We start from the raw sequence: 21,756 nt of genomic DNA on the forward strand, positions 1-21,756 counted from the left end.
AAATATGCCAACAATAAATCAGTTAATCAGGAAAGGCAGAAAGGGCGCCAAAAACAAAAGTAAAAGCCCGGACCTGGAAAAATGCTCCCATAAGAAGGGGGTATGTCTTCAAGTTATGACGAGGACGCCAAAAAAACCTAATTCTGCATTAAGAAAAGTAGCTAGGGTTCGATTGTCTAATGGCAGGGAAATAACTGCCTATATTCCAGGTGAAGGTCATAATTTGCAAGAACACTCTATTGTATTGGTAAGAGGGGGGCGAGTAAGAGACCTCCCTGGTATTAAATATCATATCATTCGAGGAACGTTAGATTGTGCAGGTGTTGATGGCAGAAGGCGTTCCCGTTCCAAATACGGGACAAAAACACCCAAATAGGTTTTCATGAAGGAGAATTTAGTTTATGGCGCTTGCATACAGGAGCACAGAGGTATATCTGCAGCCGGATATAAAATATAAGAGTAAGTTGGTATCCAAGTTTATTAATTGCCTTATGCGGAAGGGTAAAAAAAGTGTAGCTGAGAAAGTATTTTACGATGCAATGGGGATTATAGAAAAAAAGATAACAGATGTTGAACCTTTGGAGATATTTGAAACTGCAGTAAATAACGTTAAACCGTTAGTGGAAGTAAGGTCAAAGCGTGTAGGGGGAGCAACATATCAGGTGCCGGTAGAGGTTCCAAAGCAAAGACAAATTTCTTTGGCATTTCGGTGGATAATAGGCGCAGCGAAAGGGAAAAAAGGACGTCCAATGTTCCAGCGATTGGCTGATGAACTGGCGGATGCATATAAAAAACAGGGAGCAGCCATAACCCAGAGGGAAAATACTCACAAGATGGCTGAGGCCAATAAGGCATTTGCACATTTTGCATGGTCAAAATTTTAGTACAGGAAGTTTAATAATATGAATATTGAAAAAATGAGAAATTTTGGTATTGCAGCACATATTGATGCCGGTAAGACAACCACTTCAGAACGAATTCTTTATTATACCGGAAAGTCATATAAAATGGGTGAGGTACACGATGGAACTGCGATAATGGATTGGATGGAGGAGGAACAAAAACGTGGAATTACTATTACGGCGGCTGCGACAACGTGTTCCTGGAATGATTATCATATTAATCTGATTGATACCCCAGGCCATGTTGATTTTACTATAGAAGTAGAGAGGTCGCTCCGCGTGCTTGATGGTGCCATTTGTGTATTTTGTGGTGTGGGCGGTGTCGAGGCACAATCTGAGACGGTTTGGCGTCAGGCAGACAGGTATAATGTACCCAGAATATGCTTTGTGAACAAAATGGACCGTATTGGTGCTGATTTCATGAAGGTTGTGGGAGAAATCAATGAACGATTAGGGATAAAGGCGGTTCCTATTCAGCTTCCACTGGGTAAAGAACAAGAATTTAAAGGAGTAATTGACCTTGTAACTATGAAGGCCATAATCTACTCGGACGATGTTGATAAATTGGGGGTCAATTTTTCAGTAGAAGAGATCCCGTCTGAATATAAAAAAGAGGCTGAAATTCATCGTGAAAAGATGATTGAGTGGCTAGCTGAACAAGTTGAGTGGCTTACGGAAAAATTTTTAAATGGTGAGACTATAACAAATGAAGAAATAAAAAAGGCCATTAGGGAAGGGACGATTAATTTAAAACTCGTACCTGTAATGTGTGGCTCAGCGTTTAAGAGAAAGGGGGTTCAACCGCTTCTTGATGCAGTGTGCGATTACCTGCCTTCACCGCTTGATAGGAAATCAATTGTTGGTACAAATCCATATACAGACGAAGATGTATCAAGAAAACCGCTTCCTGCAGAGCCTTTTAGTGCCTTGGCTTTTAAAATCGCATCAGATAAGCACGGAGATCTGACATTTGTAAGGGTGTATTCCGGGAAAATAACTTCTGGTACGAGGGTAATAAACTCTGGAAAAGATAAAAAAGAATTAGTTAGTCGTATTTATAAAATGCACGCTAATACCCGCGAACAGGTGGATGAGCTTGTTGCCGGAGATATAGGCGCTGTGGTTGGTTTGAAGTATACCGTAACGGGAGACACCTTGTGTGATCCGGATAATCCTATTGTTCTTGAGAAGATGGAATTTCCTGATACTGTGATATCAATGGCGATAGAACCTAAGACGGATGCAGAAAAAGAAAAACTTGGCGTTGCCCTGTCAAAACTGGCAAAAGAAGACCCAACGTTCAAAGTTCGCATGGATCAGGAGACTGGGCAAATGATTATCTCAGGTATGGGTGAGCTGCATTTGGAAGTAATTAAAAATAGAATGCTGAGCGAATATAAAGTCGATGCCAATGTGGGTGCTCCAAAGGTATCTTACAGAGAAACAATTGGCAAAAAGGTTGAGGTGGAAGGTAAATTTATTCAGCAGACAGGTGGCCACGGTCAATACGGACACGTATGGATTATACTGGAACCATTTAAGGGCGAGGAACCGGTAACTTTTGAAGATGCAATTGTTGGTGGAAAGATTCCGAAACAATATATAAGATCTGTAGAAAAAGGAATCAGGGAAACAGCAACGACTGGTGTTGCCGGTGGATACCCCCTCATCGATATTAAAGTTACGCTTACCGATGGTTCAACTCATCCTGTGGATTCATCCGATTTAGCATTTTATACTGCTGCGAGTATTGCGCTGAGAAAAGGTGTGGAAATGGCAAAATCTATATTGCTAGAGCCAATAATGTCTTTGGAAATTGTTGTTCCTGAGCAATATATGGGAGATGTGATAAGTGAGGTCCATAGTCGAAGGGCAAATATTCTTGAAATGGGTACAAGGGGTGGTCTCAAGATCATCAAGGGTGACGTGCCCCTTGCAGAAATGTTCGGGTACTCGACGGTATTGCGATCAATTACACAAGGTAGAGGTACTTTTACTATGGAACCGTTGGAATACAGACCTGCACCTGCGAAGGCGTTCAGTAGTGTTGCATAAGGTAATTTCAAAATAATCGGAGGTTTGAACGATGGGAAAAGAGGTATTTAAGCGGACGAAGCCGCATGTGAATGTGGGGACGATAGGGCATGTGGATCATGGGAAGACGACGTTGACGTCAGTGATAACGCATGTGTTGGCGAAGCAGGGGTTGGCGAAGGAGAGGCCGTATGATTCGATAGACAAGGCTCCTGAGGAGAGGGAGAGGGGCATAACGATAGCGATATCGCATGTGGAGTACGAGACGCAGAAGAGGCATTATGCGCATGTAGATTGTCCTGGGCATGCTGATTACGTGAAGAACATGATAACTGGTGCGGCGCAGATGGATGGTGCGATATTGGTAGTGAGTGCTCCGGATGGGCCGATGCCGCAGACGAGGGAGCATATTTTGCTGGCGAGGCAGGTTGGTGTGCCAAGGATTGTGGTGTTTATGAACAAGGTGGATATGCTCGAGGATAAGGAGTTGTTGGATTTGGTGGAGATGGAGGTTCGTGAGTTATTGAGTAAGTATAATTTTCCTGGGGATGAGATACCGGTGGTCAGGGGGTCTGCGCTCAAGGCGAATGAGTGTGGGTGCGGGGCGGCTACGTGTGCGAATTGTGGGCCTGTGTTGAAGTTGATGGATGCGGTGGATGCATATATTCCTGATCCGGTAAGAGAGATAGATAGGCCGTTTTTGATGTCAGTGGAAGATGTGTTTAGTATCAAGGGAAGGGGGACGGTGGGAACTGGGAGGGTAGAGAGGGGTCGGGTGAAGGTTGGCGATGAAGTGGATATAGTGGGGATAAGGCCGGAGATTAAGAAGTCTGTGGTAACAGGGGTGGAGATGTTTAATAAGACGCTGGATGAGGGGCAGGCGGGAGATAACCTTGGGGTGTTGTTGAGGGGTATAGAGAAGGATGATTTGGAGAGGGGTCAGGTGTTGGCGAAGCCTGGGAGTATAACACCGCACAGGAAATATGAGGCAGAGGCGTATATATTGACGAAGGAAGAGGGTGGCAGACACACGCCATTTTTTAATGGGTATAGGCCGCAGTTTTATTTTAGGACGACGGATGTGACGGGGGTGGTGAGTCTGACAGGCGGTGCGGAGATGGTAATGCCTGGTGATAATGTGAAGGTAAATGTTGAGTTGTTGACGCCGATAGCGATGGATGAAGGGCTGAGGTTTGCTATTCGGGAAGGTGGAAAAACTGTCGGCGCTGGTGTCGTTACAAAAATTATTGAATAATACAACATTTTGATGTTGACTTTTATTGAATATATGTTAATATTATTCCCTTTTGCAAAGAAAGTTTCACTATTACATTAATTGGAGCGTTAGAGTGCTGGATCAGAAAATAAGAATACGAATGGAAGCTTACGATCACAGAATACTGGATCAATCAGCTTTGGAGGTTGTAGAGACGGCGAAACGCACCGGAGCAAAAGTGTTTGGCCCAGTCCCGCTGCCGACACGCATCGAACGATACACTGTGCTAAGGTCGCCTCATGTTGACAAAAAATCCAGGGAGCAATTTGAAATAAGAACACATAAGAGGTTGATCGATATTGTTGAGCCTACTGCAAAGACTATGGACGCGTTGAACAAGATAAATATGCCTGCCGGTATAGAGATTAAAATAAAAGCGTAAATTCAAGATTACAAATTTCATAGGATTGAGGTGAAAGAAGGATGCTGAATGGCTTTCTTGGTAAAAAAATAGGGATGACTCAGATATATTCTGGGGATGGAAGGTTGTTGCCGGTAACTCTGATACAGGCTGGACCATGCAGTGTGATGCAGGTAAAAACCGTTGAAAATGATGGATATATTGCTGTTCAGCTTGGGTTTGATGATAAGAAGATGAAAAAAACGAATAAACCGGAGATGGGGCATGCGACAAAGTCATCTTTGGGGCCAAAGAGATTTATACGCGAAGTAAGACCTGAGGCGGGGGCAGACATCAGAATAGGTCAGAGCGTTACCGTGGAAATATTTAACGATGTCAAAAAGGTGGATGTTGTTGGTATGACGAAGGGGAAAGGGTATGCTGGTGTAATGAAGAGGTGGAATTTTAAAGGCGGTCTCAATACCCATGGATCCACCAGGCATAGACCACCAGGTTCTATTAGTTCGAACACAGATCCGGGAAGGGTGATTCGCGGAAAGAAGATGGCTGGAAGGTTAGGGGGGGAGCGTGTAACGATAAAAAATATTGATGTCGTTGGAATTGATAAAAACAGAAATCTGTTGTTTGTTAGGGGTGCCGTTCCCGGGCATAAGGGTGGGTATCTCATATTGAATAAAGCAAGGTGAAAAGATAGGCAAGTGAAATTATGGATATACCTGTATACAATAAAGTAGGGGAAAAGATAGATAGCGTGCAGCTTGATGAGAGATTTGGTGGTCCGGTTCGCAAGACGCTGCTCCGTGATGCCGTGTTGATGTATGAAGCAAATAAACGACAGGGTAATGCTTCCACAAAAACAAAGGGGGAGGTCGCAGGCGGTGGAAAAAAGCCTTGGGTTCAAAAACACACGGGTAGGGCTAGGGCTGGTAGTATTCGTTCTCCTCTCTGGAAAGGCGGTGGAGTGGTTTTTGGTCCAAAACCAAGGGAATATTCATATGCTATTCCCAAAAAGGCAAGGAAGCAAGCGCTTTTTTCGGCACTGACAGCCAGGGTCAGAGATAATGAGTTGGTTGTGGTTGAAGATTTGAACTTCGATGCTCCCAAGACCAAGCAGATGGTTGAAATATTAAAGGCTCTGGGAATAAATGGCCTTAGATGTTTAATTGTTATACCAAATGCAAATGAGATGGTTTGGAAATCTGCCAGAAATATTCCTTCTGTGAAAGTCATGAACAGCGCAGAGTTGAATGCATATGAAGTGCTAAAGCCGGAAAAAGTACTGCTAACAAGGGAAGCTTTGGGTAATATAAGATAGGAGTTCGGGTTTTATGAACAGTTATCAGATAATAAAAAGGCCTTTGAGAACTGAGAAAAGCGTTGCCGATGGACAAGCGACAAATTCGTATCATTTCGAGGTCGATTTACGAGCAAACAAGATTCAAATCAAGCAAGCGATAGAGAAATTCTTTAGCGTAAAGGTTGATGATGTGCGGACATTGGTCAGGAAGGGGAAGAGCAGGAGGGTTAGATTCAAGTTGGGTAGAACAAAAGATTGGAAGAAAGCCATCGTTACGCTAAAAGAAGGAAATACTATAGATCTTGGCTATTAATAATTAAGCCTGAATACGGGAAGAGGGTGTGTTTTATGGGTATTATATATTATAAACCAGTGTCGGCAGGAAGAAGATTTGCAAGCGTTTCTGATTTCTCTGAGCTTACAAGGGGTAAGCCGGAAAAATCGTTATTGGAACCATTGAAAAAAACTGGTGGCAGGAATTCAGAAGGTAAAATAACAGCGGAGCATATAGGTGGGGGAAGTAGGCGCCATTACAGGCTTATCGATTTTAAACGGAAGAAGGATAGTGTGCCGGCAAGGGTCGCGAGTATAGAATATGACCCCAACCGATCCGCCAGAATTGCGTTGTTGCATTATGCGGATGGCGAGAAGAGATATATCCTTGCGCCGGAAAATTTAAGGGTTGGTCAGACGGTAATGTCTGGCAATAAGATTGAGCCAGAAATTGGTAATTGTATGCCGCTCAAAAATATACCGTTGGGTTTGGATGTGCATAATATTGAATTGCGTCCAGGCCAAGGAGGCCGATTGGTTCGCTCTGCTGGTGGGGCGGCTAAGTTGATGGCCCGGGAGGGAAACTATGCGCACATTGTTCTTCCGTCTGGCGAGGTAAGAAAGGTATTTTGTGATTGCAGGGCGACAATTGGGCAGCTTGGGAATGTAGATCATGTGAATGTTAGAATTGGAAAAGCTGGCAGAAACCGATGGAAGGGTAGAAGGCCTCATGTAAGGGGTGTCGCGCAAAATCCGGTAGCTCATCCTTTGGGGGGTGGTGAAGGTAGGAGCGGGGGTGGGAGGCATCCATGTTCGAGGACTGGTTTATTGGCAAAGGGTGGAAAAACGAGAAAAAAGAAGTCGTTAAGTAATAAATTTATCATACGAAGAAGAAAAATTGGTGCTAGGGGTAATCTATAGAATGAAAAAAATTAGTACTCGGGAGACATTATGAGTCGTTCAGTTAAAAAGGGACCGTATATCGACGGTAAGTTAATGAAAAAGGTGTTGAGGCAAAAAGATTCCGGGAATAATGAGCCTATCCGGACGTGGTCAAGGAGTTGTACGATTGCCCCTGAATTTGTATCGCATACGTTTATGATTCATAACGGCAAGACATTTCAAAAACTTTTTGTTACAGATGATATGGTTGGTCACAAGCTTGGCGAGTTTGCCCAGACGCGAATTTTTAGGGCCCATGGGGGTGTGAAGAAGAAGGAAACACCGCATGGATAGCGAGACGTAATGTTTTTTTGAGTGGAACACTGAAAGGTTGGACGCTATATGGAATTCAGATCCAGTTATAAATACGCACGAATATCCCCGCGAAAGGCAAGATATGTGATAGATCTTGTTCGTGGAAAATCGGTTAATGATGCACTGAGAATTTTGAGGGTGACTCATAAACGATCATCATACATGATCGATAAGGCAATAAGGGCGGCGATAGCCTCGGCAAATGAAAATCTAGATGTTGATATTGATTCTTTATATGTGGCACAAGCCCTTGTGGATGCAGGGCCTAGCAGAAAATGGCAACGTCCAAGGCCGCGTGGCATGTCAGCCCGTATATTAAAACGAACAAGCCATATTACCGTGGTGTTATCGGAAAAGGCTAAGAGTGGAATATTTAATAATAAATGAGGAGATGAAATGGGTCAAAAGGTTTGCCCAATAGGTTTAAGAATAGGAATTACGCAAGGTTGGAAGTCCCTTTGGTATGCCGATAAAAAAGATTTTGGTTCTTTGCTGGTGGAAGACCAAAAGATACGCAAAATAATAAAAAAAAGTTATGGTTTTGCAGGAATACCCGTTATAGAGATTGAAAGAACTCGGCAAGATGCTAAGGTAACATTGCACACCGCCCGCCCTGGTTTGATTATAGGCAGAAAAGGAGCCGAGGTTGACAAACTTAGAGATGAACTCCAGAAGTTCATAGGTCGTGAAGTAGTTATAAAAATAAAAGAAATTACCAAACCAGAATTATATGCGCAGCTTGTTGCCGAAAACATAGCGGAGCAATTGGAAAAAAGAGCAGCTTTCAGAAGAACGATGAAGAAGGCTATGGATGCATCCGTAGATGCCGGTGCGAAGGGTGTGAAGATGCAGGTGGCAGGTAGATTGGGTGGAGCCGAGATTGCTAGGACTGAGAAGATGTCGTTTGGAAGTATTCCCTTGCACACCTTAAGAGCTGATGTTGATTATGGTTTTGCAGAGGCTAAAACTACGTATGGTGTGATTGGGGTAAAGGTGTGGATCTATAAAGGTTTAATTGGTTCCGGGAAGGAGAAGAAATATGCGCCTGATGCCGAAGAGGGTGAAGTTCAGGAAGTCGCAAAGACAGAAAATTAAAGGAAATGCTACGAGATGTAATACGGTAGCCTTTGGTGAGTATGGTTTGCAATCCTTAGAGCCTGGCTGGATAACCGCTCAGCAATTGGAAGCAGGGAGGGTGTCAGCTTCTCAGTACCTTCCAAGGGAAGGAAAGCTAACTATACGGGTTTTTCCACACAAATCGGTTTCATCAAAGCCAATAGAAACACGAATGGGTAAAGGGAAGGGAGAGCCTGAATTTTGGGTTGCCGTGGTGAAGCCTGGGACTATGCTTTATGAATTGAGTGGGATTAATGAAGAGATAGCCAGACTGACGTTTAACAGAATTGCCCATAAAATGCCAGTAAAAGTACGGCTTGTTCAGAGGAGAAAGACGATTTGAAAGCCAGTGAAATTAGAACAAAATCTAGGCAGGAAATTTTGGATGAAATAGACGCCAGCAGACGTGAATTGCTAAATATTTGCTTTCAGTGGCAGGCAGGCGAAACGAGAAATCCTGCGCAGAGGAAAGATATTAGAAGGAAAATTGCTAGGCTGCAAACCATTCTGAAGGAGATAGATTTAGGTATAATCAAGAATTCTCAGAGCGAAGGAGTAGAAAACAGATGAAGCTTGGAGATACGCGTGGTAGAAGGAAAAAAATTGTAGGAATGGTGGTAGGCAATAAAATGCACAAGACGATAGTGGTCGAAGTTGAGCGACTTATTAAACATACGAAATACGGAAAGTATATAAAAAGGTCTACCGTATATAAGGCGCATGATGAAAACAATCAGGCAGGGATTGGTGATAGAGTCGAAATTATAGAAACGAGACCGCTGAGCAAAACGAAAACTACAAAATTGTTAAGGGTTATTGAGAAAGCAAAGCAATAATAGTAATTGGAGTTTTTGAAATGATAATGGAACAAACAAAGCTGGATATCGCTGATAACAGCGGGGCAAAAAGAGCAACCTGTATTAAGGTCCTTGGAGGAAGCGGAAGAAAATATGCGACCGTGGGAGATGTCATTGTAGCTGCAGTAAAGAAAGCTATCCCCGAGGGAGTTGTAAAAAAAGGAGATGTGGTGAAGGGGGTTGTTGTCAGAACAAGAAAAAATATTCGCAGAGATGACGGGTCATATTTAAAATTTGATAAGAACGCAATTGTTATTATCGACAATGATGGCAATCCGAGAGGAACACGCATATTTGGCGCTGTTGCCAGAGAGTTGAGGCAAAAGAATTTTATGAAGATTGTGTCGTTGGCTGCAGAAGTTGTGTAGGTTGATTCAGATATAATAGTAAATAGTATTTTGGAGAGACATATGCATGTTCGTTTGAATGATTTAGTTGCCGTAATGGCTGGCAATGAGGCCGGTAAAACGGGAAAGATAATAAAAGTTTTGCGTGATAAGGAACGAGTTGTAATAAAAGGTGTGAATTTAGTTTACAGGCATACAAAACCGAGTCAAAAAAATCCGCAAGGCGGGAGAATACAAAAGGAGGCATCTCTTTCTATATCGAATGTGCTGCCGATTTGTCAAAATAAAAGCTGTAACAAGTATAATATGGGTGTCAGGACGAGGAAAAGGATATTGGGCAGTGGTGATAAGCCACGCATTTGCGTTTATTGTGGTTCTGAAATAGTGTCGACTGAATGAAGGTTATGGGATTTAAAATATGGTGAGACTGTTAGAAAAATACAAGCATCAGGTTGTTCCGCAGCTTATTGAGAAATTCAGATATAATAATAAATTATCTGTACCACGGCTTCAGAAGATCGTTGTCAATATGGGTATAGGCAGGGCGACGGAGAATAAAAAACTTATTGAGGAAGGGGTTGAGCATCTCTCAATTATAGCGGGGCAAAAGCCGCTCATTACCAAAGCAAAAAAGGCTATTTCTGGTTTTAAACTCAGGAAAGGCCAGGCTGTGGGATGTAAAGTAACGCTCCGTGGAGATAGGATGTATGAATTTTTGGATCGTTTAATTAGCATTGTGTTGCCGAGAATTCGAGATTTTAGAGGGATTTCAGCGAAGTCATTTGATGGCCGTGGAAACTATACCGTTGGACTTACAGAACAGATCGTATTTCCTGAAATAAGTGTGGACACGGTTGAATTTGTTCAGGGAATGGATATTACTTTGGTAATTACAGGCAATTCGAATGAACAATCTTATGAGTTATTAAGGTTATTAGGTATGCCTTTTAGATTAGAATAGGGAGTGTGAATGGCGAGGAAATGTCTTATCGAGAAGTCGAAGAAAGAGCCGAAATATCAGACGAGAAAGTATAATCGGTGTAAACTCTGCGGGCGTCGGAGGGCTTACTATCGCAGATTCCAGATTTGCAGACTTTGCTTTAGAAAGCTCGCTTCGAAGGGTGAGATACCGGGGGTAAAAAAGGCTAGTTGGTAGGGAGAAGGTAACTGAATAATATTTGTAAACTGTGTTAAATTTAAGGAAATACAAAAATGAGTATGACAGATCCAATTTCTGATATGCTTACGCGTATGAGAAATGCAATTATGATAAAGCGCGAAAGTGTAGATATTCCCTTGTCTAAGCTAAAGTTATCAATTTTGAGGATACTGAGAGAGGAAGGTTTTATAAAAGAATTCAAAGAGATACCAAGTGAGAATAATCAAAATCTTGTTAGGGTATATCTAAAGTATGGGCCACTAAGGCAGCAAATAATCAACAAATTGGAAAGGGTGAGTAAATCAAGCCGACGGATTTATAAGAAGAAAGAAGAAATTAATAAAGTTTTTGGCGGGATAGGGGTTGCGATATACTCGACATCAAAAGGAATTATCAGTGATAAAGAGTGTAGACGGCTGAAAATAGGCGGTGAACTAATTTGTATTGTATCGTAACATGATTTATTTGATAGAGGCTTAATATGTCACGAATAGGGAAGCAACCAGTTAGAGTTCCAGACAATGTAAAGCTGTCGATAGCTGGTAATACGTTGAATATTGAAGGACCGAAAGGGAAACTGAGACAGGTCGTTCATCCTGATATTGCAATAGAATATAATCAACAGAATAAACAAATTTTAATAAAAAGGGCATCTGACGAAAAGTATCATAAGGCGCTACATGGCTTGACTCGTGCGCTTATAGCAAATATGATTACAGGTGTTACGAACAGTTTTTCAAAAAATCTTGAAATTGTTGGACTCGGTTACAATGCCAAGGTACAAGGTAAAGAGCTGGTTTTGTCGCTTGGTTATACACATCCGGTGCATTTGGAGATTCCAATGGGAATAAAAGTGGATGTTACTAATCCTACTAACCCGGCGAAACTTACAGTTTCTGGTCCTGATAAGCAAATGGTGGGACAATTTTCTGCAGTAATAAGGGGGAAGAAGCCACCCGAGCCGTATAAAGGGATGGGAATCAAATATGAGGGTGAAGTTATTAGAAGAAAGGCTGGGAAGGCATTTACCTCTGGTGCTGCATAGCTGATATAAAAGGGTTTAACTATGAATCATATACAGGAAAAAAAACGCAAGAGAGAAAGGCGTCATCTTAGGATTAGGCGGAAAGTGATCGGAACCAGTGACAGGCCACGTTTAAGCGTCTGTCGAACATTAAAGCATATTTATTGCCAAATTATTAATGATATTGAGGGCAAGACCTTGGCAGCAGCATCGACACAATCTGCTGATATTCGGTCGCAGATTAAGTATGGTGGGAATGTGAAGGCTGCAGAGATTGTCGGAAAAAAAATTGCAGACGAAGCAAAAAGTAAGGGTATTACAAAAGTTGTCTTTGATAAGGGTGGTTATAAGTACCACGGCAGAATAAAGGCATTAGCTGAGAGTGCTAGAAAGAATAATCTGAGTTTCTAAAAGCGGATTCTTACAAGGAGATTCACTTGGCTCGTATTGAAGAACCTATAAATATGGAAGAAACGGTTGTAAGGGTTAACCGTTGCACAACAGTAACAAAAGGCGGTAAGTCAATGAGTTTTAGCGCTCTTGTTGTTGTCGGTGATAAGAAGGGTAGTGTAGGCATCGGATTTGGTAAGGCACGTGAAGTGCCGAACGCCGTAAGTAAGGCGGTTAAGGAAGCAAAAAAACAAATAGTAAAAATTCCATTGAAAGGCGGCACGATACCACATGTGGTTTGGGGAAGATTTAAGGCTGCTAATATTTTTTTGAAACCGGCATCGCCTGGAACTGGTATTAAGGCAGGAGCTTCGGCGCGGGCTGTACTTGAGTCTGCAGGAGTTAAAAATATTCTGACGAAATGTTACGGTAAAAGAAACCCGCTTAATGTGGCCAAGGCGACATTGTTCGGATTGAAATCTTTGAGAACTAAGGAAGAGATCGGAGAGTTAAGGGGAGTGAAGATAGAATGAATTTTATAGACGTAAAAGCAATTTCGTTTCAAAGAAAACGCAGGAGGAGAGTTGGCCGTGGCAGAGGGTCTGGTATGGGAAAGACCTCTGGAAGGGGTGGCAAAGGCGCGACTGCAAGGTCTGGAAATGAAACAAGGATACAGTTTGAGGGTGGACAGACTCCTCTTTTCCGCAGGCTACCAAAAAGAGGGTTTAATAATCCGTTTAAAAAGAAATATGCTATCGTTAATATAAAAGACATTGCCCGTTTTGATAGTGGAACGACCGTGACTATGGACAAGCTTTTGGAATCCGGGATTATTAAAAAAGTGTTAGATGGTATAAAGATACTCGGTGAAGGTGAGATTAAAAACGTTTTGACGGTTGTAGCGCATAAATTCAGTAGGGTAGCTATGGAAAAGATTGAGGCGGCAGGGGGGAAAGCAAAGGTTCTGTCATGATCGAACAATTTGGAAATATTTTTCGAATCCCTGAATTACGTAAGAAAGTACTGATAACTCTCGGGCTTATAGCATTGTGTCGTGTTGGTGTGTATATACCAATTCCAGGGATTGATACGATGGTGCTAAAGTCATATTTTAATCAATTTACACAAACCGGTGTTGGTCAGTTGTTAGGACTTGTAGATATGTTTGCTGGGGGTGCCTTGGCTTCCGGTGCAATCTTTGGTTTAGGGGTGATGCCTTACATCAGTGCATCCATTATTTTCCAATTGTTGGTTGGCGTAATACCTTATTTGGAGAGATTGCAGAAAGAGGGTGAGGTTGGAAGAAAGAAGATTAATCAGTATACTCGGCTTACGACTGTAGGATTGTGTCTCTTTCAGGCGTTTGTGATGACGAGGACGCTTTATACGGTCGAACTGAATGGTGCGCCTGTGATTCCAGTCTATCTGCAAGGTTTTGGGTTTCAGGCCATGGCTGCGCTTCTGTTAACTACTGGAACGATGGTCTTGATGTGGATTGGAGAACAAATCGAGGAACATGGGATTGGTAGCGGAATTTCAATAGTTATTATGGTTGGCATTATCGATCGCCTGCCTTGGGCATTCTCGCAAGTGATGGAGAACTTTACCTTTTCAGTAACGCCTGCTGAACATCAGATTGGCGTTGTAAAATTAATCATTTTGTTGGGTATGTTTTTTGCCATTGTTGGTGGAGTCGTGTATATCACGCAAGGGCAGAGACGTATACCTGTGCAACAGGCGAAGCACACGCGTGGACGGAAGGTATATGGTGGGCAAAGGCATTTTTTACCCCTTCGTGTGAATCAGGCAGGTGTTATGCCTATAATATTTGCACAGTCGTTGTTAATCTTTCCTGCAGCGATTATGCAGGGTGTCCAAGTCAGGCTGGAGCCAGGTAGCTTTGGATACTGGGTCACATCTCGCTTATCTGAAATTTTACAAGGTGGCGTGGTTTACGTACTGCTTTATATTCTCCTTATAACGTTCTTTTGTTACTTTTGGACTGCTATACAGTTTAATCCCAAAGAGATGTCAAATAATATGAAGGATTATGGAAGTTTTATACCAGGAATCAGACCAGGGCAAAGAACCGCAGAATATTTAGAAGGGATTATGGGGAAGATTACGTTGGCAGGCGCTGCATTTCTGGCTTTAATTGCTATTTTGCCAAAACTTGTGGCGGGGGGTTTTGAGCTTAACCGCGCTATAGCAGGTTTCTATGGTGGAACAGGTTTGCTTATAATAGTAGGTGTGGCGCTTGACATGGTTCAAAGGATAGAATCTCATATGATCATGAGGCAATATAGCGGATTTCTCAGCGGTGGTACTAGAATCAGGGGACGAATGGGATGAGGATTGTGTTTCTTGGACCTCCTGGCGCAGGCAAAGGTACGCAGGCTGAAACTATTAGTAGAGAAAAAAAATTACCGCATATATCTTCTGGTAATTTATTGAGAGAGGCGGTTGAGACCGATACTGAAACAGGTAGAAAGGCACGCGAATATATAGAGAAAGGATTGTTGGTACCTGATCAGATAGTTGTCGACATTATTAAAGATCGTATTGTAAAAGATGATTGTAAAGACGGATTTATTTTAGACGGCTTTCCAAGGACAGTTTCTCAAGCTAAGGTGTTGGATGAGATGTTAAAACAGCTTGGGAATAAATTGGACTTGGTATTTTATTTTTCAGTATCTGAAGAGAGTGTGATTCTCAGGTTATCAGGTAGAAGGATTTGTAGCAGTTGCGGTGCAAATTATCATATTAAATTTGTTCCGTCCTCGAAAGATGGAATTTGTGACAAATGTGGCGGGAAGTTATATCAACGTGCAGATGATAAGTTAGAAACTGTCTCGGAGCGGCTCAGAGTTTACCACGATCAAACTGAAGACCTCGTTGAATATTATAAAAAGAACGGTATTTTAAAAGAGATAATAGCAGATGCAAATATAAAAGTAATTACTAAAAATATATTTGATGCCATTAAGTGTACTCAGAAGAACAGACCATTAATTGGCTATGGAGTAGTTTGAGTTGATAGTTCGGAAATCACCCCGGGAAATTGAATTGATGAGGGTGGCTGGGAAAATTACCGCGGGGGCTCTGAGGTTAGCTAAGGAAATTGCAAAGAAAGATGTAACTACCGACTATTTAAATACAGAGCTTGAAAAGTACATTATAAATGAAGGTGGAATACCGATTTTTAAGGGGTACAGGGGGTTTCCGAAAAGCATATGTGCCTCAATAAACGAGGAAGTTGTCCATGGAATACCAGGAAGTCGAAAGCTGAAAAATGGTGATATCCTTAGTATTGACGTTGGTGTTGGCTATCGCAAATATGTGGCTGATGCAGCATTAACAATTCCCATTGGTGAAATAACGGCAGAGGCCAGACACATCATCGATGTTTGCGAAAAGTCGCTTTATCTTGCAATTAATGTCATTAAAGCGAATGAAAAGCTTTCCTTGATTTCCAGGACAATACAAGATTATGTAGAGAGAAATGGGTATTCCGTCATAAGAAATTATACTGGTCATGGAATTGGAAGATGTATGCATGAGGATCCGCAAGTCCCCAATTTTGTGAGTAAGGCGTTGTTGGAAGCAGATGAAATTTTAATGCAGGGAGTGACGATCGCGATAGAACCCATGATATGTCAAGGGAATTGTGATACCGAAGTATTAAATAACAAATGGACGGTTGTGACCAAAGATAGAAAATTATCTGCCCATTTTGAACATTCAGTTGTGGTTACTGATGATGGGGTGGATATTTTGACATTATAACAGATATTTTATATACTATAATAAAATGCCAAAAGAAGAGCCAATTCGGGTTGAAGCAACTGTCAAGGAAGCGTTGCCCAATGCAATGTTTTGGGTAGAATTGCAGAATGGACATAGGGTGCTTGCGCATGTTTCTGGAAAAATGCGCATGCATTTTATCAAAATATTACCAGGTGATAAAGTGACTATCGAAATGTCACCATATGATCTCGATAAGGGAAGAATTATCTATAGACAGGTGTAGTCTTGGGTTAATATTTGAAATACTGCATAATTAAATGTAAAAGGATGATGATATGAAGGTTAGAGCATCTGTAAAACGAATCTGTGAAAACTGTAAGATAGTAAGAAGAAAAAATCTTGTTCGTGTGATTTGCATAAATCCTCGTCACAAACAGAGACAAGGATAATGTTTAGGGTTAAATTAAAGAAATTGAGAAAAGGATATATAAATGCCAAGAATTGCTGGAAACGATATTCCTGCCGATAAAAGGGTTGTTATTGCGCTTACTTACATTTATGGGATTGGAAAGGCACTGTCTCAAAAGATATTGAAAGATTTGAATATCGATGAGAATGTGCGTGCAAAGGACATACATGAAGATCAATTGAGCATGTTGGGCGCATATATCGAAAAGAATTTTACCATTGAGGGTCAGTTGCGCAGGCAGGAAATGCAGAATATCTCGCGTATGAAAAGTATCAACTGTTACCGTGGAATACGACACAAAGTAGGTTTGCCAGTGAGGGGGCAGAGAACTAAAACAAATGCCCGCACAAGAAAAGGTCGAAAAAAGACAGTGGCCGGTAAAAAAAGTGTAAAAGAATTGGGTTAATGTGACATCGTCTTATGCTCAGATTGCTGATATGTTACCTTGAAGAGAATCGCTATGACAGGCAAAGAAACAATAGAAGGTGTGCTGAAATCTAGCGATGAATTATTAAAGATTCTTGATCTAAATATTGATCAGTCAGGGGATGACAGGGAAAAAAAGAAATTCAATGAAGTGGTAGGGTTTTGCGAGCAAGTTCTGCGGGTTATAGAAACTTATGCGGCAGATAAGGAGATTGTGTTTCTTGATTGCTCGTGCGGTAAATCATACTTATCATTTGCACTAAATTATATATTTTTGAAGTGCCTTTTTAGAAAAGCTTTTTTTTATGGTGTAGATACTAATCGGGTACTTATAGAGAAATGTGAACAAATTAAAAAAAGTTTAGGTTTTCAAAACATGCTTTTTGTCAACGGCAGGATTATCGATGTTCAGCCAGAAAAGTATGTTGATATGGTGATTGCATTGCATGCCTGTGATATTGCCACCGATGAGACAATTGCCAAGGGTATTAAGCTTGGGGCGAAATATATAATAGTAGTGCCTTGTTGTGAGAATCAAATTCGGGGACGACTAAAGGCTGGGCACCCGTTAGTCGGTTTAACTGACTTTGGGCTTTTAAGATATCGTTTTGCAGACATTCTAACGGAAGCTTTGAGATCGCAATTCTTAACTGGCGCAGGCTATCATGTGAAACTTATTGAGATCGTATCTCCGAAGTTTACTCCGAAAAATTTAATGATTATAGCACGAAAGAAAAAGGAATACAGAAATTGCAACATGGATAAATATAAAAAGCTAGATGAAATGTTTAACACGAAATTTGTTTTAAAAAATTATTTTGATGAATGTGAATTAAAACGAGATGATTGCTTTAGTTCTGTTAACAGTTAGAGAACTTGTTTAGTTTGAGGACAATAAAACAATTATGTCAAATGTAGGTAAGAAAAAGATACGGCGTAATGTAACACGAGCAATTGCTAACATACAGGCGACTTTTAATAATACCTATGTCACGATTTCAGATATTAACGGTGAGACGATATGTTGGGCAAGTGCTGGTACAGTGGGATTTAAAGGGTCCCGCAAAAGCACACCCTTTGCTGCCCAGAAGGCGGCATCGAGTGCTGCGGAGAAAGCCCAAAAATTTGGGGTTCAGGAGATAGAAATCAGGGTAAAAGGTCCTGGCCCTGGTAGGGAGTCGGCAATTACGGCACTTCAGGCAGCAGGTCTGAGTGTGAAAGCGATTGAAGATGTAACGCCGCTTCCACACAACGGTTGTCGGCCCAGAAAAAAACGCAGAGTATAAATACGTTATAAGATGAGCTTTAGGAAAGGATAATATGGCTAGATATATAGGTCCGCAGTGTAGATTGTGTAGGCGGGAGGGCGAAAAACTATTCCTTAAAGGAATGAGATGTGACACCGTAAAGTGTGCAATTACAAAACGTAAATACCCCCCTGGCCAATTTACGTGGGGAAGAGGTAAATTATCAAAATATGGCATTCAATTTAGAGAAAAACAGAAAGTAAAACGGTTCTACGGAATTTTGGAAAGGCAATTTCGGAATTATTTTAGGCGGGCAGAGAGACAAAAGGGGAATACAGGCGAAAATTTTCTGAATATGCTAGAGAGAAGATTGGATAATGTTGTTTATTTACTTTTTTTTGCTGCGTCTAGAAAAAGCGCAAGACAGCTTATTTTGCATGGCCATATAATGGTTAATAATAAAAAAGTAGATATTGCTTCTTACCTTGTAAAGGTTGGTGATGTTATAAAACCGAGGAATAACGAGGTGAGTCAAAACATAGTAAAAGCAAATATCGAATTGGTTAAAGGTAGGAATCTTCCTGCTTGGGTTCAATTTAAAGCTGACGCACTGGAAGGGGTGGTAACACAGCTCCCTACAAGGGAAGATATTTCAGTTCCTGTTCAAGAACAGTTAGTAGTTGAACTGTGTTCTAAATAAGTTATTTGGTCAGTTCAATTCATTCCACAACTGTAATACCAGCGAATGATTGTAAATAGCCTCACGATTTTTGTTTTTCTTATTAGATAATATTATTCACGACCAACATTAATTTATTTTAAAATCCCTTATTAACTGGATTAGGGGGAAAAATATGCGAATAAGGTGGAGAGGTCTTGAGCTTCCTGTCCGTGTGGATGTGGAAAAAGAGACTTTGACCGATAAATATGGCAAGTTTATAGCTGCTCCTTTTGAGCGAGGTTTTGGGCATTCTATAGGTAATAGTTTACGTAGAATTTTACTTTCTTCGTTAGAGGGAAGTGCGGTTGTATCTGTTAAAATAAATAGTGTAAGTCATGAATTTACTACTATTTCTGGTGTTGTTGAGGATGTGGCAGATATCATATTGAATATCAAAAATCTTGTTGTGAAGCTACACACTGACCAACCTAAGGTAATAAGAATTGACGCGAACAAAAAAGGGGAAGTAAAAGCAAAAGATATTATAACGGATGCCAGCGTGGAGGTCGTAAATGGAGATTTGCACATTGCCACGCTCTCGGAGGATATAAATTTTACTGTAGAAATGGAAGTGCGAAAAGGCCGGGGGTATGTTACGGCTGAGGAAAATGAGCCAGATGAACAGGAATTTGGATTAATTCCCGTCGATTCTTTATTTTCTCCCGTAAGAAATGTTCGTTATACTATTGAAGAAACTCGTGTTGGAAGACGTACGAATTATGATAAGCTCGTTATGGAAATATTTACGAACAGTGTGGTTTCCCCTGAGATGGCCTTAGTTGAAGCAGCAAAAATTATGAGGAAACATCTAAATCCTTTTGTGCAGTATTTTGAGATAGGCCGTGAGTTGCAACAAGTAGAAAAGAGAATGGGAATAGAATCAGTTTCAGAGATATCCGAGGAAGAGCTCAATAAAAAACTAGGTATACCGATAACAGAGTTGGACTTATCAGTAAGGGCTTCCAATTGTCTTGAGACTTCAGGCATTGCTACGGTGGGAGATCTTGTAGCAAAGACGGAAGAACAACTGCTAAAGATAAAAAATTTTGGTAAAACCACATTAAAAGAAGTAAAGGCGAAATTGTCACAGTTAAACTTGTCGATAGGAATGCCTGTGGCAGTTAAACAAACGGAAGAAGGGAAAGGATAGTTCCATGAGACACAGAATGAGAGGAAGACATTTATCAAGGACTGCCGCTCACAGAAAGGCATTAAGGCAGAATATTGTAAACAGCCTTTTTACCTATGGGAGAATTATTACAACACTTGAAAAGGCAAAAGAGACGAGATCGTTTGCTGAAAAGGTAATTACCACTGCTAAAAAAGGCTTATTAAAAAAGAATGCTGATAAACCGGGTTATGTCCATTGTTATCGACAGGTCCTTGCGAAATTAAGAAATGTCGATGTCGCAAGGAAACTGTTTGGGGAAGGGCAGTGGCGGGAAACGGGTGGTCTTGCCCAGAGATATATGGACAGGAATGGCGGATATACAAGAATATTAAAACTATCAGGGACTCGGTTAGGAGTTCTGTCGGGTGGTAGTGTCGGGAAAATACCGGAACTTGAATATAACATGGAAGGCAGAGATCGAAAATTACGGTTGCTGGGAAGACGACTCAATGATAATGCATCCCGCGTAATCTTTGAGTTAGTCGAAGGTGCGGTTGAAACACAATCTGCTGAGGAAATTAAACCAGAAGTTACTACAGCCTAGCTGGGGAATATAAGCGGGTTTTTTAACGGTGCCGTAATCTTACCCTTCTGCTAAATGAATAGTAGAAGGGTTTTTTTATTAAAATGGAAACTATTCTCAAGAAGCGTTTAGTGCTGGCTTCAAATTCGCCAAGACGGATTGCCTTGCTAAAAACGTTGGGACATCATTTTGATGTTATACCACACAATATAGAGGAATGCTTTCCCGACAATTTTTTGCCGGTGGAGTTAGTTCAGAATCTGGCCTTTTTAAAGGCATATAATGTTGCCAGAAGAGTGGATAATGCCATAATTATCAGTGCAGACACAATCGTGGTACAGAATAAAAATATATTAGGTAAACCAAAGGATACACAAGATGCCAGAAGGATCCTTTCCTTACTGAGTAATTCAGAACACGATATTCTTTCAGGGGTATGTATTATCGATATGCCTTCAGAAAAGAAACTATTGCGGATCGGTCAGACACATATTAAAATGAAGTACATCAGTGAAAAGGAAATTGAGATGTATGTTAGATCCGGTGAACCTATGGATAAGGCTGGCGCATACGCTGTGCAAGGGGAAGGAAAAAAATTTATTGAAAAAATAGAAGGTAGCTATTCAAACGCAATTGGTTTGCCTTTGAAAATAGTGCATGAAATGCTAAACAATTTTATAGGTACAAAATAATTCTAATGCCAAGAAACTTTAGTTGGGTTATACAAGATGAAATTGCCGGTATGGCGAGACCTTTGTCAATCGTAGCAGACCTTGAATTTCTCAAGGATAATGGGATTGAGGCAATAGTTTCTCTAACGGAATTACCACTTCCTAAAACTTTAATAGAAGAATTTGGGTTTGAATACAAACATATTCCCATTGCAGATCTTACATCACCGACTCAGGAACAAATCGAGGAATTTGTCACTTTTGTAAATGGCCTTATATTCTCCAAAAAAAGAATCGTTGTTCATTGTGATGCTGGAATTGGCAGAACTGGAACTATGCTAGCCTGCTATCTTGTAAGCAAAGGTTACAATGCAAAAAAGGCTATTGCGGAAGTGCGCAAAAGGAGGCCAGGTTCCATTGAAACAATGGAACAGGAAGATACGATAATAAAATATGAAGAAAGACTCTTAAAGAAACGCAAGGACTAA

37 protein-coding genes are annotated in these 21,756 nt (G+C 41.1%); all 37 read left to right on the top strand.

The genetic code is table 11. The annotated features are described in order from the left end of the window. Positions 1–4 precede the first annotated feature (4 nt). The 37 genes from rpsL to BROSI_RS10690 all read left to right on the top strand — a co-directional run bounded on the left by rpsL (position 5) and on the right by BROSI_RS10690 (position 21,756). Positions 5–376, top strand: coding sequence for a 30S ribosomal protein S12 (rpsL, locus tag BROSI_RS10520; protein ID WP_052563759.1), 372 nt, complete (start codon positions 5–7; stop codon positions 374–376). Between the two features lie 25 nt (positions 377–401). Next, positions 402–884, top strand: coding sequence for a 30S ribosomal protein S7 (gene rpsG, locus BROSI_RS10525; RefSeq protein WP_052563760.1), 483 nt, complete (start codon positions 402–404; stop codon positions 882–884). 18 nt (positions 885–902) lie between these two features. Beyond that, positions 903–2,957: an elongation factor G gene (gene fusA / locus BROSI_RS10530; protein WP_052563761.1), complete on the top strand. Its 2,055-nt coding sequence runs from the start codon at positions 903–905 to the stop codon at positions 2,955–2,957. Positions 2,958–2,988: 31 nt separating this feature from the next. Next, positions 2,989–4,191 carry an elongation factor Tu gene (gene tuf, locus BROSI_RS10535; RefSeq protein ID WP_052563752.1) on the top strand — a complete coding sequence of 401 codons (1,203 nt, stop codon included), beginning with the start codon at positions 2,989–2,991 and terminating at the stop codon, positions 4,189–4,191. A gap of 94 nt (positions 4,192–4,285) precedes the next feature. Beyond that, positions 4,286–4,594 (top strand): 30S ribosomal protein S10, encoded by a 309-nt coding sequence (gene rpsJ / locus BROSI_RS10540; RefSeq protein ID WP_102046795.1) that lies wholly within the window; start codon positions 4,286–4,288, stop codon positions 4,592–4,594. Positions 4,595–4,635: 41 nt separating this feature from the next. Continuing rightward, entirely contained in the window at positions 4,636–5,259 is a 624-nt protein-coding gene (gene rplC / locus BROSI_RS10545; RefSeq protein WP_052563762.1) for a 50S ribosomal protein L3, read from the top strand. A 17-nt stretch (positions 5,260–5,276) separates the two neighbouring features. Continuing rightward, a complete protein-coding gene (gene rplD, locus BROSI_RS10550) occupies positions 5,277–5,888 on the top strand; it encodes a 50S ribosomal protein L4 (RefSeq protein WP_102046796.1) in 612 nt (203 codons plus the stop codon). A 13-nt stretch (positions 5,889–5,901) separates the two neighbouring features. Next, positions 5,902–6,183 (top strand): 50S ribosomal protein L23, encoded by a 282-nt coding sequence (locus BROSI_RS10555; protein ID WP_052563764.1) that lies wholly within the window; start codon positions 5,902–5,904, stop codon positions 6,181–6,183. A gap of 35 nt (positions 6,184–6,218) precedes the next feature. Then, positions 6,219–7,064 (top strand): 50S ribosomal protein L2, encoded by an 846-nt coding sequence (gene rplB / locus BROSI_RS10560; protein WP_052563765.1) that lies wholly within the window; start codon positions 6,219–6,221, stop codon positions 7,062–7,064. A 30-nt stretch (positions 7,065–7,094) separates the two neighbouring features. Then, complete coding sequence (rpsS, locus tag BROSI_RS10565; protein WP_052563766.1) at positions 7,095–7,379, top strand: 30S ribosomal protein S19; 285 nt, start codon at positions 7,095–7,097, stop codon at positions 7,377–7,379. A 48-nt stretch (positions 7,380–7,427) separates the two neighbouring features. Continuing rightward, the gene (gene rplV, locus BROSI_RS10570) at positions 7,428–7,787 is read left to right on the top strand and encodes a 50S ribosomal protein L22 (RefSeq protein ID WP_052563767.1); all 360 of its coding nucleotides are present in this window, start codon (positions 7,428–7,430) and stop codon (positions 7,785–7,787) included. Positions 7,788–7,796: 9 nt separating this feature from the next. After that, the gene (gene rpsC / locus BROSI_RS10575; protein WP_052563768.1) at positions 7,797–8,495 is read left to right on the top strand and encodes a 30S ribosomal protein S3; all 699 of its coding nucleotides are present in this window, start codon (positions 7,797–7,799) and stop codon (positions 8,493–8,495) included. Then, positions 8,440–8,859, top strand: coding sequence for a 50S ribosomal protein L16 (gene rplP / locus BROSI_RS10580; RefSeq protein WP_052563769.1), 420 nt, complete (start codon positions 8,440–8,442; stop codon positions 8,857–8,859). Before rpsC ends, rplP begins: the two co-directional genes overlap by 56 nt. Next, positions 8,856–9,086 carry a 50S ribosomal protein L29 gene (gene rpmC / locus BROSI_RS10585; protein WP_052563770.1) on the top strand — a complete coding sequence of 77 codons (231 nt, stop codon included), beginning with the start codon at positions 8,856–8,858 and terminating at the stop codon, positions 9,084–9,086. Before rplP ends, rpmC begins: the two co-directional genes overlap by 4 nt. After that, complete coding sequence (gene rpsQ / locus BROSI_RS10590) at positions 9,083–9,352, top strand: 30S ribosomal protein S17 (protein ID WP_052563771.1); 270 nt, start codon at positions 9,083–9,085, stop codon at positions 9,350–9,352. Before rpmC ends, rpsQ begins: the two co-directional genes overlap by 4 nt. A gap of 20 nt (positions 9,353–9,372) precedes the next feature. Beyond that, positions 9,373–9,741: a 50S ribosomal protein L14 gene (gene rplN, locus BROSI_RS10595; protein ID WP_052563772.1), complete on the top strand. Its 369-nt coding sequence runs from the start codon at positions 9,373–9,375 to the stop codon at positions 9,739–9,741. Between the two features lie 42 nt (positions 9,742–9,783). Beyond that, complete coding sequence (gene rplX, locus BROSI_RS10600; RefSeq protein ID WP_052563773.1) at positions 9,784–10,119, top strand: 50S ribosomal protein L24; 336 nt, start codon at positions 9,784–9,786, stop codon at positions 10,117–10,119. 19 nt (positions 10,120–10,138) lie between these two features. After that, the gene (rplE, locus tag BROSI_RS10605) at positions 10,139–10,681 is read left to right on the top strand and encodes a 50S ribosomal protein L5 (RefSeq protein ID WP_052563774.1); all 543 of its coding nucleotides are present in this window, start codon (positions 10,139–10,141) and stop codon (positions 10,679–10,681) included. 9 nt (positions 10,682–10,690) lie between these two features. Continuing rightward, entirely contained in the window at positions 10,691–10,876 is a 186-nt protein-coding gene (locus tag BROSI_RS19125; protein ID WP_082059168.1) for a type Z 30S ribosomal protein S14, read from the top strand. 56 nt (positions 10,877–10,932) lie between these two features. Beyond that, positions 10,933–11,334 (top strand): 30S ribosomal protein S8, encoded by a 402-nt coding sequence (rpsH, locus tag BROSI_RS10610; protein ID WP_052563775.1) that lies wholly within the window; start codon positions 10,933–10,935, stop codon positions 11,332–11,334. A 26-nt stretch (positions 11,335–11,360) separates the two neighbouring features. Beyond that, entirely contained in the window at positions 11,361–11,924 is a 564-nt protein-coding gene (gene rplF / locus BROSI_RS10615) for a 50S ribosomal protein L6 (RefSeq protein ID WP_052563776.1), read from the top strand. A gap of 21 nt (positions 11,925–11,945) precedes the next feature. Then, the gene (gene rplR, locus BROSI_RS10620) at positions 11,946–12,314 is read left to right on the top strand and encodes a 50S ribosomal protein L18 (RefSeq protein ID WP_052563777.1); all 369 of its coding nucleotides are present in this window, start codon (positions 11,946–11,948) and stop codon (positions 12,312–12,314) included. Positions 12,315–12,367: 53 nt separating this feature from the next. Further along, on the top strand, positions 12,368–12,826 hold the full coding sequence (gene rpsE, locus BROSI_RS10625) for a 30S ribosomal protein S5 (RefSeq protein ID WP_052565791.1): 459 nt from the start codon (positions 12,368–12,370) through the stop codon (positions 12,824–12,826). Then, positions 12,823–13,266: a 50S ribosomal protein L15 gene (gene rplO, locus BROSI_RS10630; RefSeq protein ID WP_052563778.1), complete on the top strand. Its 444-nt coding sequence runs from the start codon at positions 12,823–12,825 to the stop codon at positions 13,264–13,266. Before rpsE ends, rplO begins: the two co-directional genes overlap by 4 nt. Next, on the top strand, positions 13,263–14,645 hold the full coding sequence (gene secY / locus BROSI_RS10635) for a preprotein translocase subunit SecY (protein WP_052563779.1): 1,383 nt from the start codon (positions 13,263–13,265) through the stop codon (positions 14,643–14,645). The genes rplO and secY overlap by 4 nt, the downstream gene beginning before the upstream one ends. Then, the gene (locus BROSI_RS10640) at positions 14,642–15,325 is read left to right on the top strand and encodes an adenylate kinase (protein ID WP_052563780.1); all 684 of its coding nucleotides are present in this window, start codon (positions 14,642–14,644) and stop codon (positions 15,323–15,325) included. The genes secY and BROSI_RS10640 overlap by 4 nt, the downstream gene beginning before the upstream one ends. Before the next feature lies 1 nt (position 15,326). Then, positions 15,327–16,079 (top strand): type I methionyl aminopeptidase, encoded by a 753-nt coding sequence (gene map / locus BROSI_RS10645; RefSeq protein WP_052563781.1) that lies wholly within the window; start codon positions 15,327–15,329, stop codon positions 16,077–16,079. Positions 16,080–16,104: 25 nt separating this feature from the next. Beyond that, positions 16,105–16,323 (top strand): translation initiation factor IF-1, encoded by a 219-nt coding sequence (gene infA / locus BROSI_RS10650; protein WP_052563782.1) that lies wholly within the window; start codon positions 16,105–16,107, stop codon positions 16,321–16,323. A 52-nt stretch (positions 16,324–16,375) separates the two neighbouring features. Next, entirely contained in the window at positions 16,376–16,489 is a 114-nt protein-coding gene (rpmJ, locus tag BROSI_RS19130) for a 50S ribosomal protein L36 (RefSeq protein ID WP_082059169.1), read from the top strand. A gap of 42 nt (positions 16,490–16,531) precedes the next feature. After that, positions 16,532–16,915, top strand: a complete 384-nt coding sequence (rpsM, locus tag BROSI_RS10655) for a 30S ribosomal protein S13 (protein ID WP_052563783.1) — start codon at positions 16,532–16,534, stop codon at positions 16,913–16,915. Between the two features lie 54 nt (positions 16,916–16,969). After that, the gene (locus BROSI_RS10660) at positions 16,970–17,806 is read left to right on the top strand and encodes a class I SAM-dependent methyltransferase (protein ID WP_052563784.1); all 837 of its coding nucleotides are present in this window, start codon (positions 16,970–16,972) and stop codon (positions 17,804–17,806) included. 34 nt (positions 17,807–17,840) lie between these two features. Next, positions 17,841–18,221 (top strand): 30S ribosomal protein S11, encoded by a 381-nt coding sequence (rpsK, locus tag BROSI_RS10665; protein ID WP_052563785.1) that lies wholly within the window; start codon positions 17,841–17,843, stop codon positions 18,219–18,221. Between the two features lie 34 nt (positions 18,222–18,255). After that, entirely contained in the window at positions 18,256–18,882 is a 627-nt protein-coding gene (gene rpsD / locus BROSI_RS10670; protein WP_052563786.1) for a 30S ribosomal protein S4, read from the top strand. A gap of 154 nt (positions 18,883–19,036) precedes the next feature. Further along, a complete protein-coding gene (locus tag BROSI_RS10675) occupies positions 19,037–20,053 on the top strand; it encodes a DNA-directed RNA polymerase subunit alpha (protein WP_052563787.1) in 1,017 nt (338 codons plus the stop codon). 16 nt (positions 20,054–20,069) lie between these two features. Beyond that, the gene (gene rplQ, locus BROSI_RS21005) at positions 20,070–20,618 is read left to right on the top strand and encodes a 50S ribosomal protein L17 (protein ID WP_200891737.1); all 549 of its coding nucleotides are present in this window, start codon (positions 20,070–20,072) and stop codon (positions 20,616–20,618) included. 83 nt (positions 20,619–20,701) lie between these two features. After that, positions 20,702–21,289, top strand: coding sequence for a Maf family protein (locus BROSI_RS10685; RefSeq protein WP_052563789.1), 588 nt, complete (start codon positions 20,702–20,704; stop codon positions 21,287–21,289). 5 nt (positions 21,290–21,294) lie between these two features. Next, entirely contained in the window at positions 21,295–21,756 is a 462-nt protein-coding gene (locus tag BROSI_RS10690) for a dual specificity protein phosphatase 23 (protein WP_052563790.1), read from the top strand.

It is taken from the genome of Candidatus Brocadia sinica JPN1 (assembly GCF_000949635.1).
GTDB classification, from domain to species: domain Bacteria; phylum Planctomycetota; class Brocadiia; order Brocadiales; family Brocadiaceae; genus Brocadia; species Brocadia sinica.

Coding starts and splice junctions, on each gene's coding strand:
- fusA (WP_052563761.1), top strand. CDS start 903: ATGAATATTGAAAAAATGAGAAATTTTGGTATTGCAGCACATATTGAT.
- rpsS (WP_052563766.1), top strand. CDS start 7,095: ATGAGTCGTTCAGTTAAAAAGGGACCGTATATCGACGGTAAGTTAATG.
- rpsD (WP_052563786.1), top strand. CDS start 18,256: ATGGCTAGATATATAGGTCCGCAGTGTAGATTGTGTAGGCGGGAGGGC.
- rpsC (WP_052563768.1), top strand. CDS start 7,797: ATGGGTCAAAAGGTTTGCCCAATAGGTTTAAGAATAGGAATTACGCAA.
- rpsK (WP_052563785.1), top strand. CDS start 17,841: ATGTCAAATGTAGGTAAGAAAAAGATACGGCGTAATGTAACACGAGCA.
- tuf (WP_052563752.1), top strand. CDS start 2,989: ATGGGAAAAGAGGTATTTAAGCGGACGAAGCCGCATGTGAATGTGGGG.
- rplP (WP_052563769.1), top strand. CDS start 8,440: ATGCGCCTGATGCCGAAGAGGGTGAAGTTCAGGAAGTCGCAAAGACAG.
- BROSI_RS10640 (WP_052563780.1), top strand. CDS start 14,642: ATGAGGATTGTGTTTCTTGGACCTCCTGGCGCAGGCAAAGGTACGCAG.
- rplR (WP_052563777.1), top strand. CDS start 11,946: ATGAATCATATACAGGAAAAAAAACGCAAGAGAGAAAGGCGTCATCTT.
- rpsG (WP_052563760.1), top strand. CDS start 402: ATGGCGCTTGCATACAGGAGCACAGAGGTATATCTGCAGCCGGATATA.
- rplO (WP_052563778.1), top strand. CDS start 12,823: ATGAATTTTATAGACGTAAAAGCAATTTCGTTTCAAAGAAAACGCAGG.
- rplX (WP_052563773.1), top strand. CDS start 9,784: ATGCATGTTCGTTTGAATGATTTAGTTGCCGTAATGGCTGGCAATGAG.
- BROSI_RS10690 (WP_052563790.1), top strand. CDS start 21,295: ATGCCAAGAAACTTTAGTTGGGTTATACAAGATGAAATTGCCGGTATG.
- rpsM (WP_052563783.1), top strand. CDS start 16,532: ATGCCAAGAATTGCTGGAAACGATATTCCTGCCGATAAAAGGGTTGTT.
- rplF (WP_052563776.1), top strand. CDS start 11,361: ATGTCACGAATAGGGAAGCAACCAGTTAGAGTTCCAGACAATGTAAAG.
- rplB (WP_052563765.1), top strand. CDS start 6,219: ATGGGTATTATATATTATAAACCAGTGTCGGCAGGAAGAAGATTTGCA.
- rplN (WP_052563772.1), top strand. CDS start 9,373: ATGATAATGGAACAAACAAAGCTGGATATCGCTGATAACAGCGGGGCA.
- rplV (WP_052563767.1), top strand. CDS start 7,428: ATGGAATTCAGATCCAGTTATAAATACGCACGAATATCCCCGCGAAAG.
- BROSI_RS19125 (WP_082059168.1), top strand. CDS start 10,691: ATGGCGAGGAAATGTCTTATCGAGAAGTCGAAGAAAGAGCCGAAATAT.
- secY (WP_052563779.1), top strand. CDS start 13,263: ATGATCGAACAATTTGGAAATATTTTTCGAATCCCTGAATTACGTAAG.
- rpsE (WP_052565791.1), top strand. CDS start 12,368: ATGGAAGAAACGGTTGTAAGGGTTAACCGTTGCACAACAGTAACAAAA.
- BROSI_RS10685 (WP_052563789.1), top strand. CDS start 20,702: ATGGAAACTATTCTCAAGAAGCGTTTAGTGCTGGCTTCAAATTCGCCA.
- rplE (WP_052563774.1), top strand. CDS start 10,139: ATGGTGAGACTGTTAGAAAAATACAAGCATCAGGTTGTTCCGCAGCTT.
- BROSI_RS10675 (WP_052563787.1), top strand. CDS start 19,037: ATGCGAATAAGGTGGAGAGGTCTTGAGCTTCCTGTCCGTGTGGATGTG.
- BROSI_RS10660 (WP_052563784.1), top strand. CDS start 16,970: ATGACAGGCAAAGAAACAATAGAAGGTGTGCTGAAATCTAGCGATGAA.
- rpsQ (WP_052563771.1), top strand. CDS start 9,083: ATGAAGCTTGGAGATACGCGTGGTAGAAGGAAAAAAATTGTAGGAATG.
- rplQ (WP_200891737.1), top strand. CDS start 20,070: ATGAGAGGAAGACATTTATCAAGGACTGCCGCTCACAGAAAGGCATTA.
- rpmJ (WP_082059169.1), top strand. CDS start 16,376: ATGAAGGTTAGAGCATCTGTAAAACGAATCTGTGAAAACTGTAAGATA.
- rpsL (WP_052563759.1), top strand. CDS start 5: ATGCCAACAATAAATCAGTTAATCAGGAAAGGCAGAAAGGGCGCCAAA.
- infA (WP_052563782.1), top strand. CDS start 16,105: ATGCCAAAAGAAGAGCCAATTCGGGTTGAAGCAACTGTCAAGGAAGCG.
- rplC (WP_052563762.1), top strand. CDS start 4,636: ATGCTGAATGGCTTTCTTGGTAAAAAAATAGGGATGACTCAGATATAT.
- BROSI_RS10555 (WP_052563764.1), top strand. CDS start 5,902: ATGAACAGTTATCAGATAATAAAAAGGCCTTTGAGAACTGAGAAAAGC.
- rpsH (WP_052563775.1), top strand. CDS start 10,933: ATGAGTATGACAGATCCAATTTCTGATATGCTTACGCGTATGAGAAAT.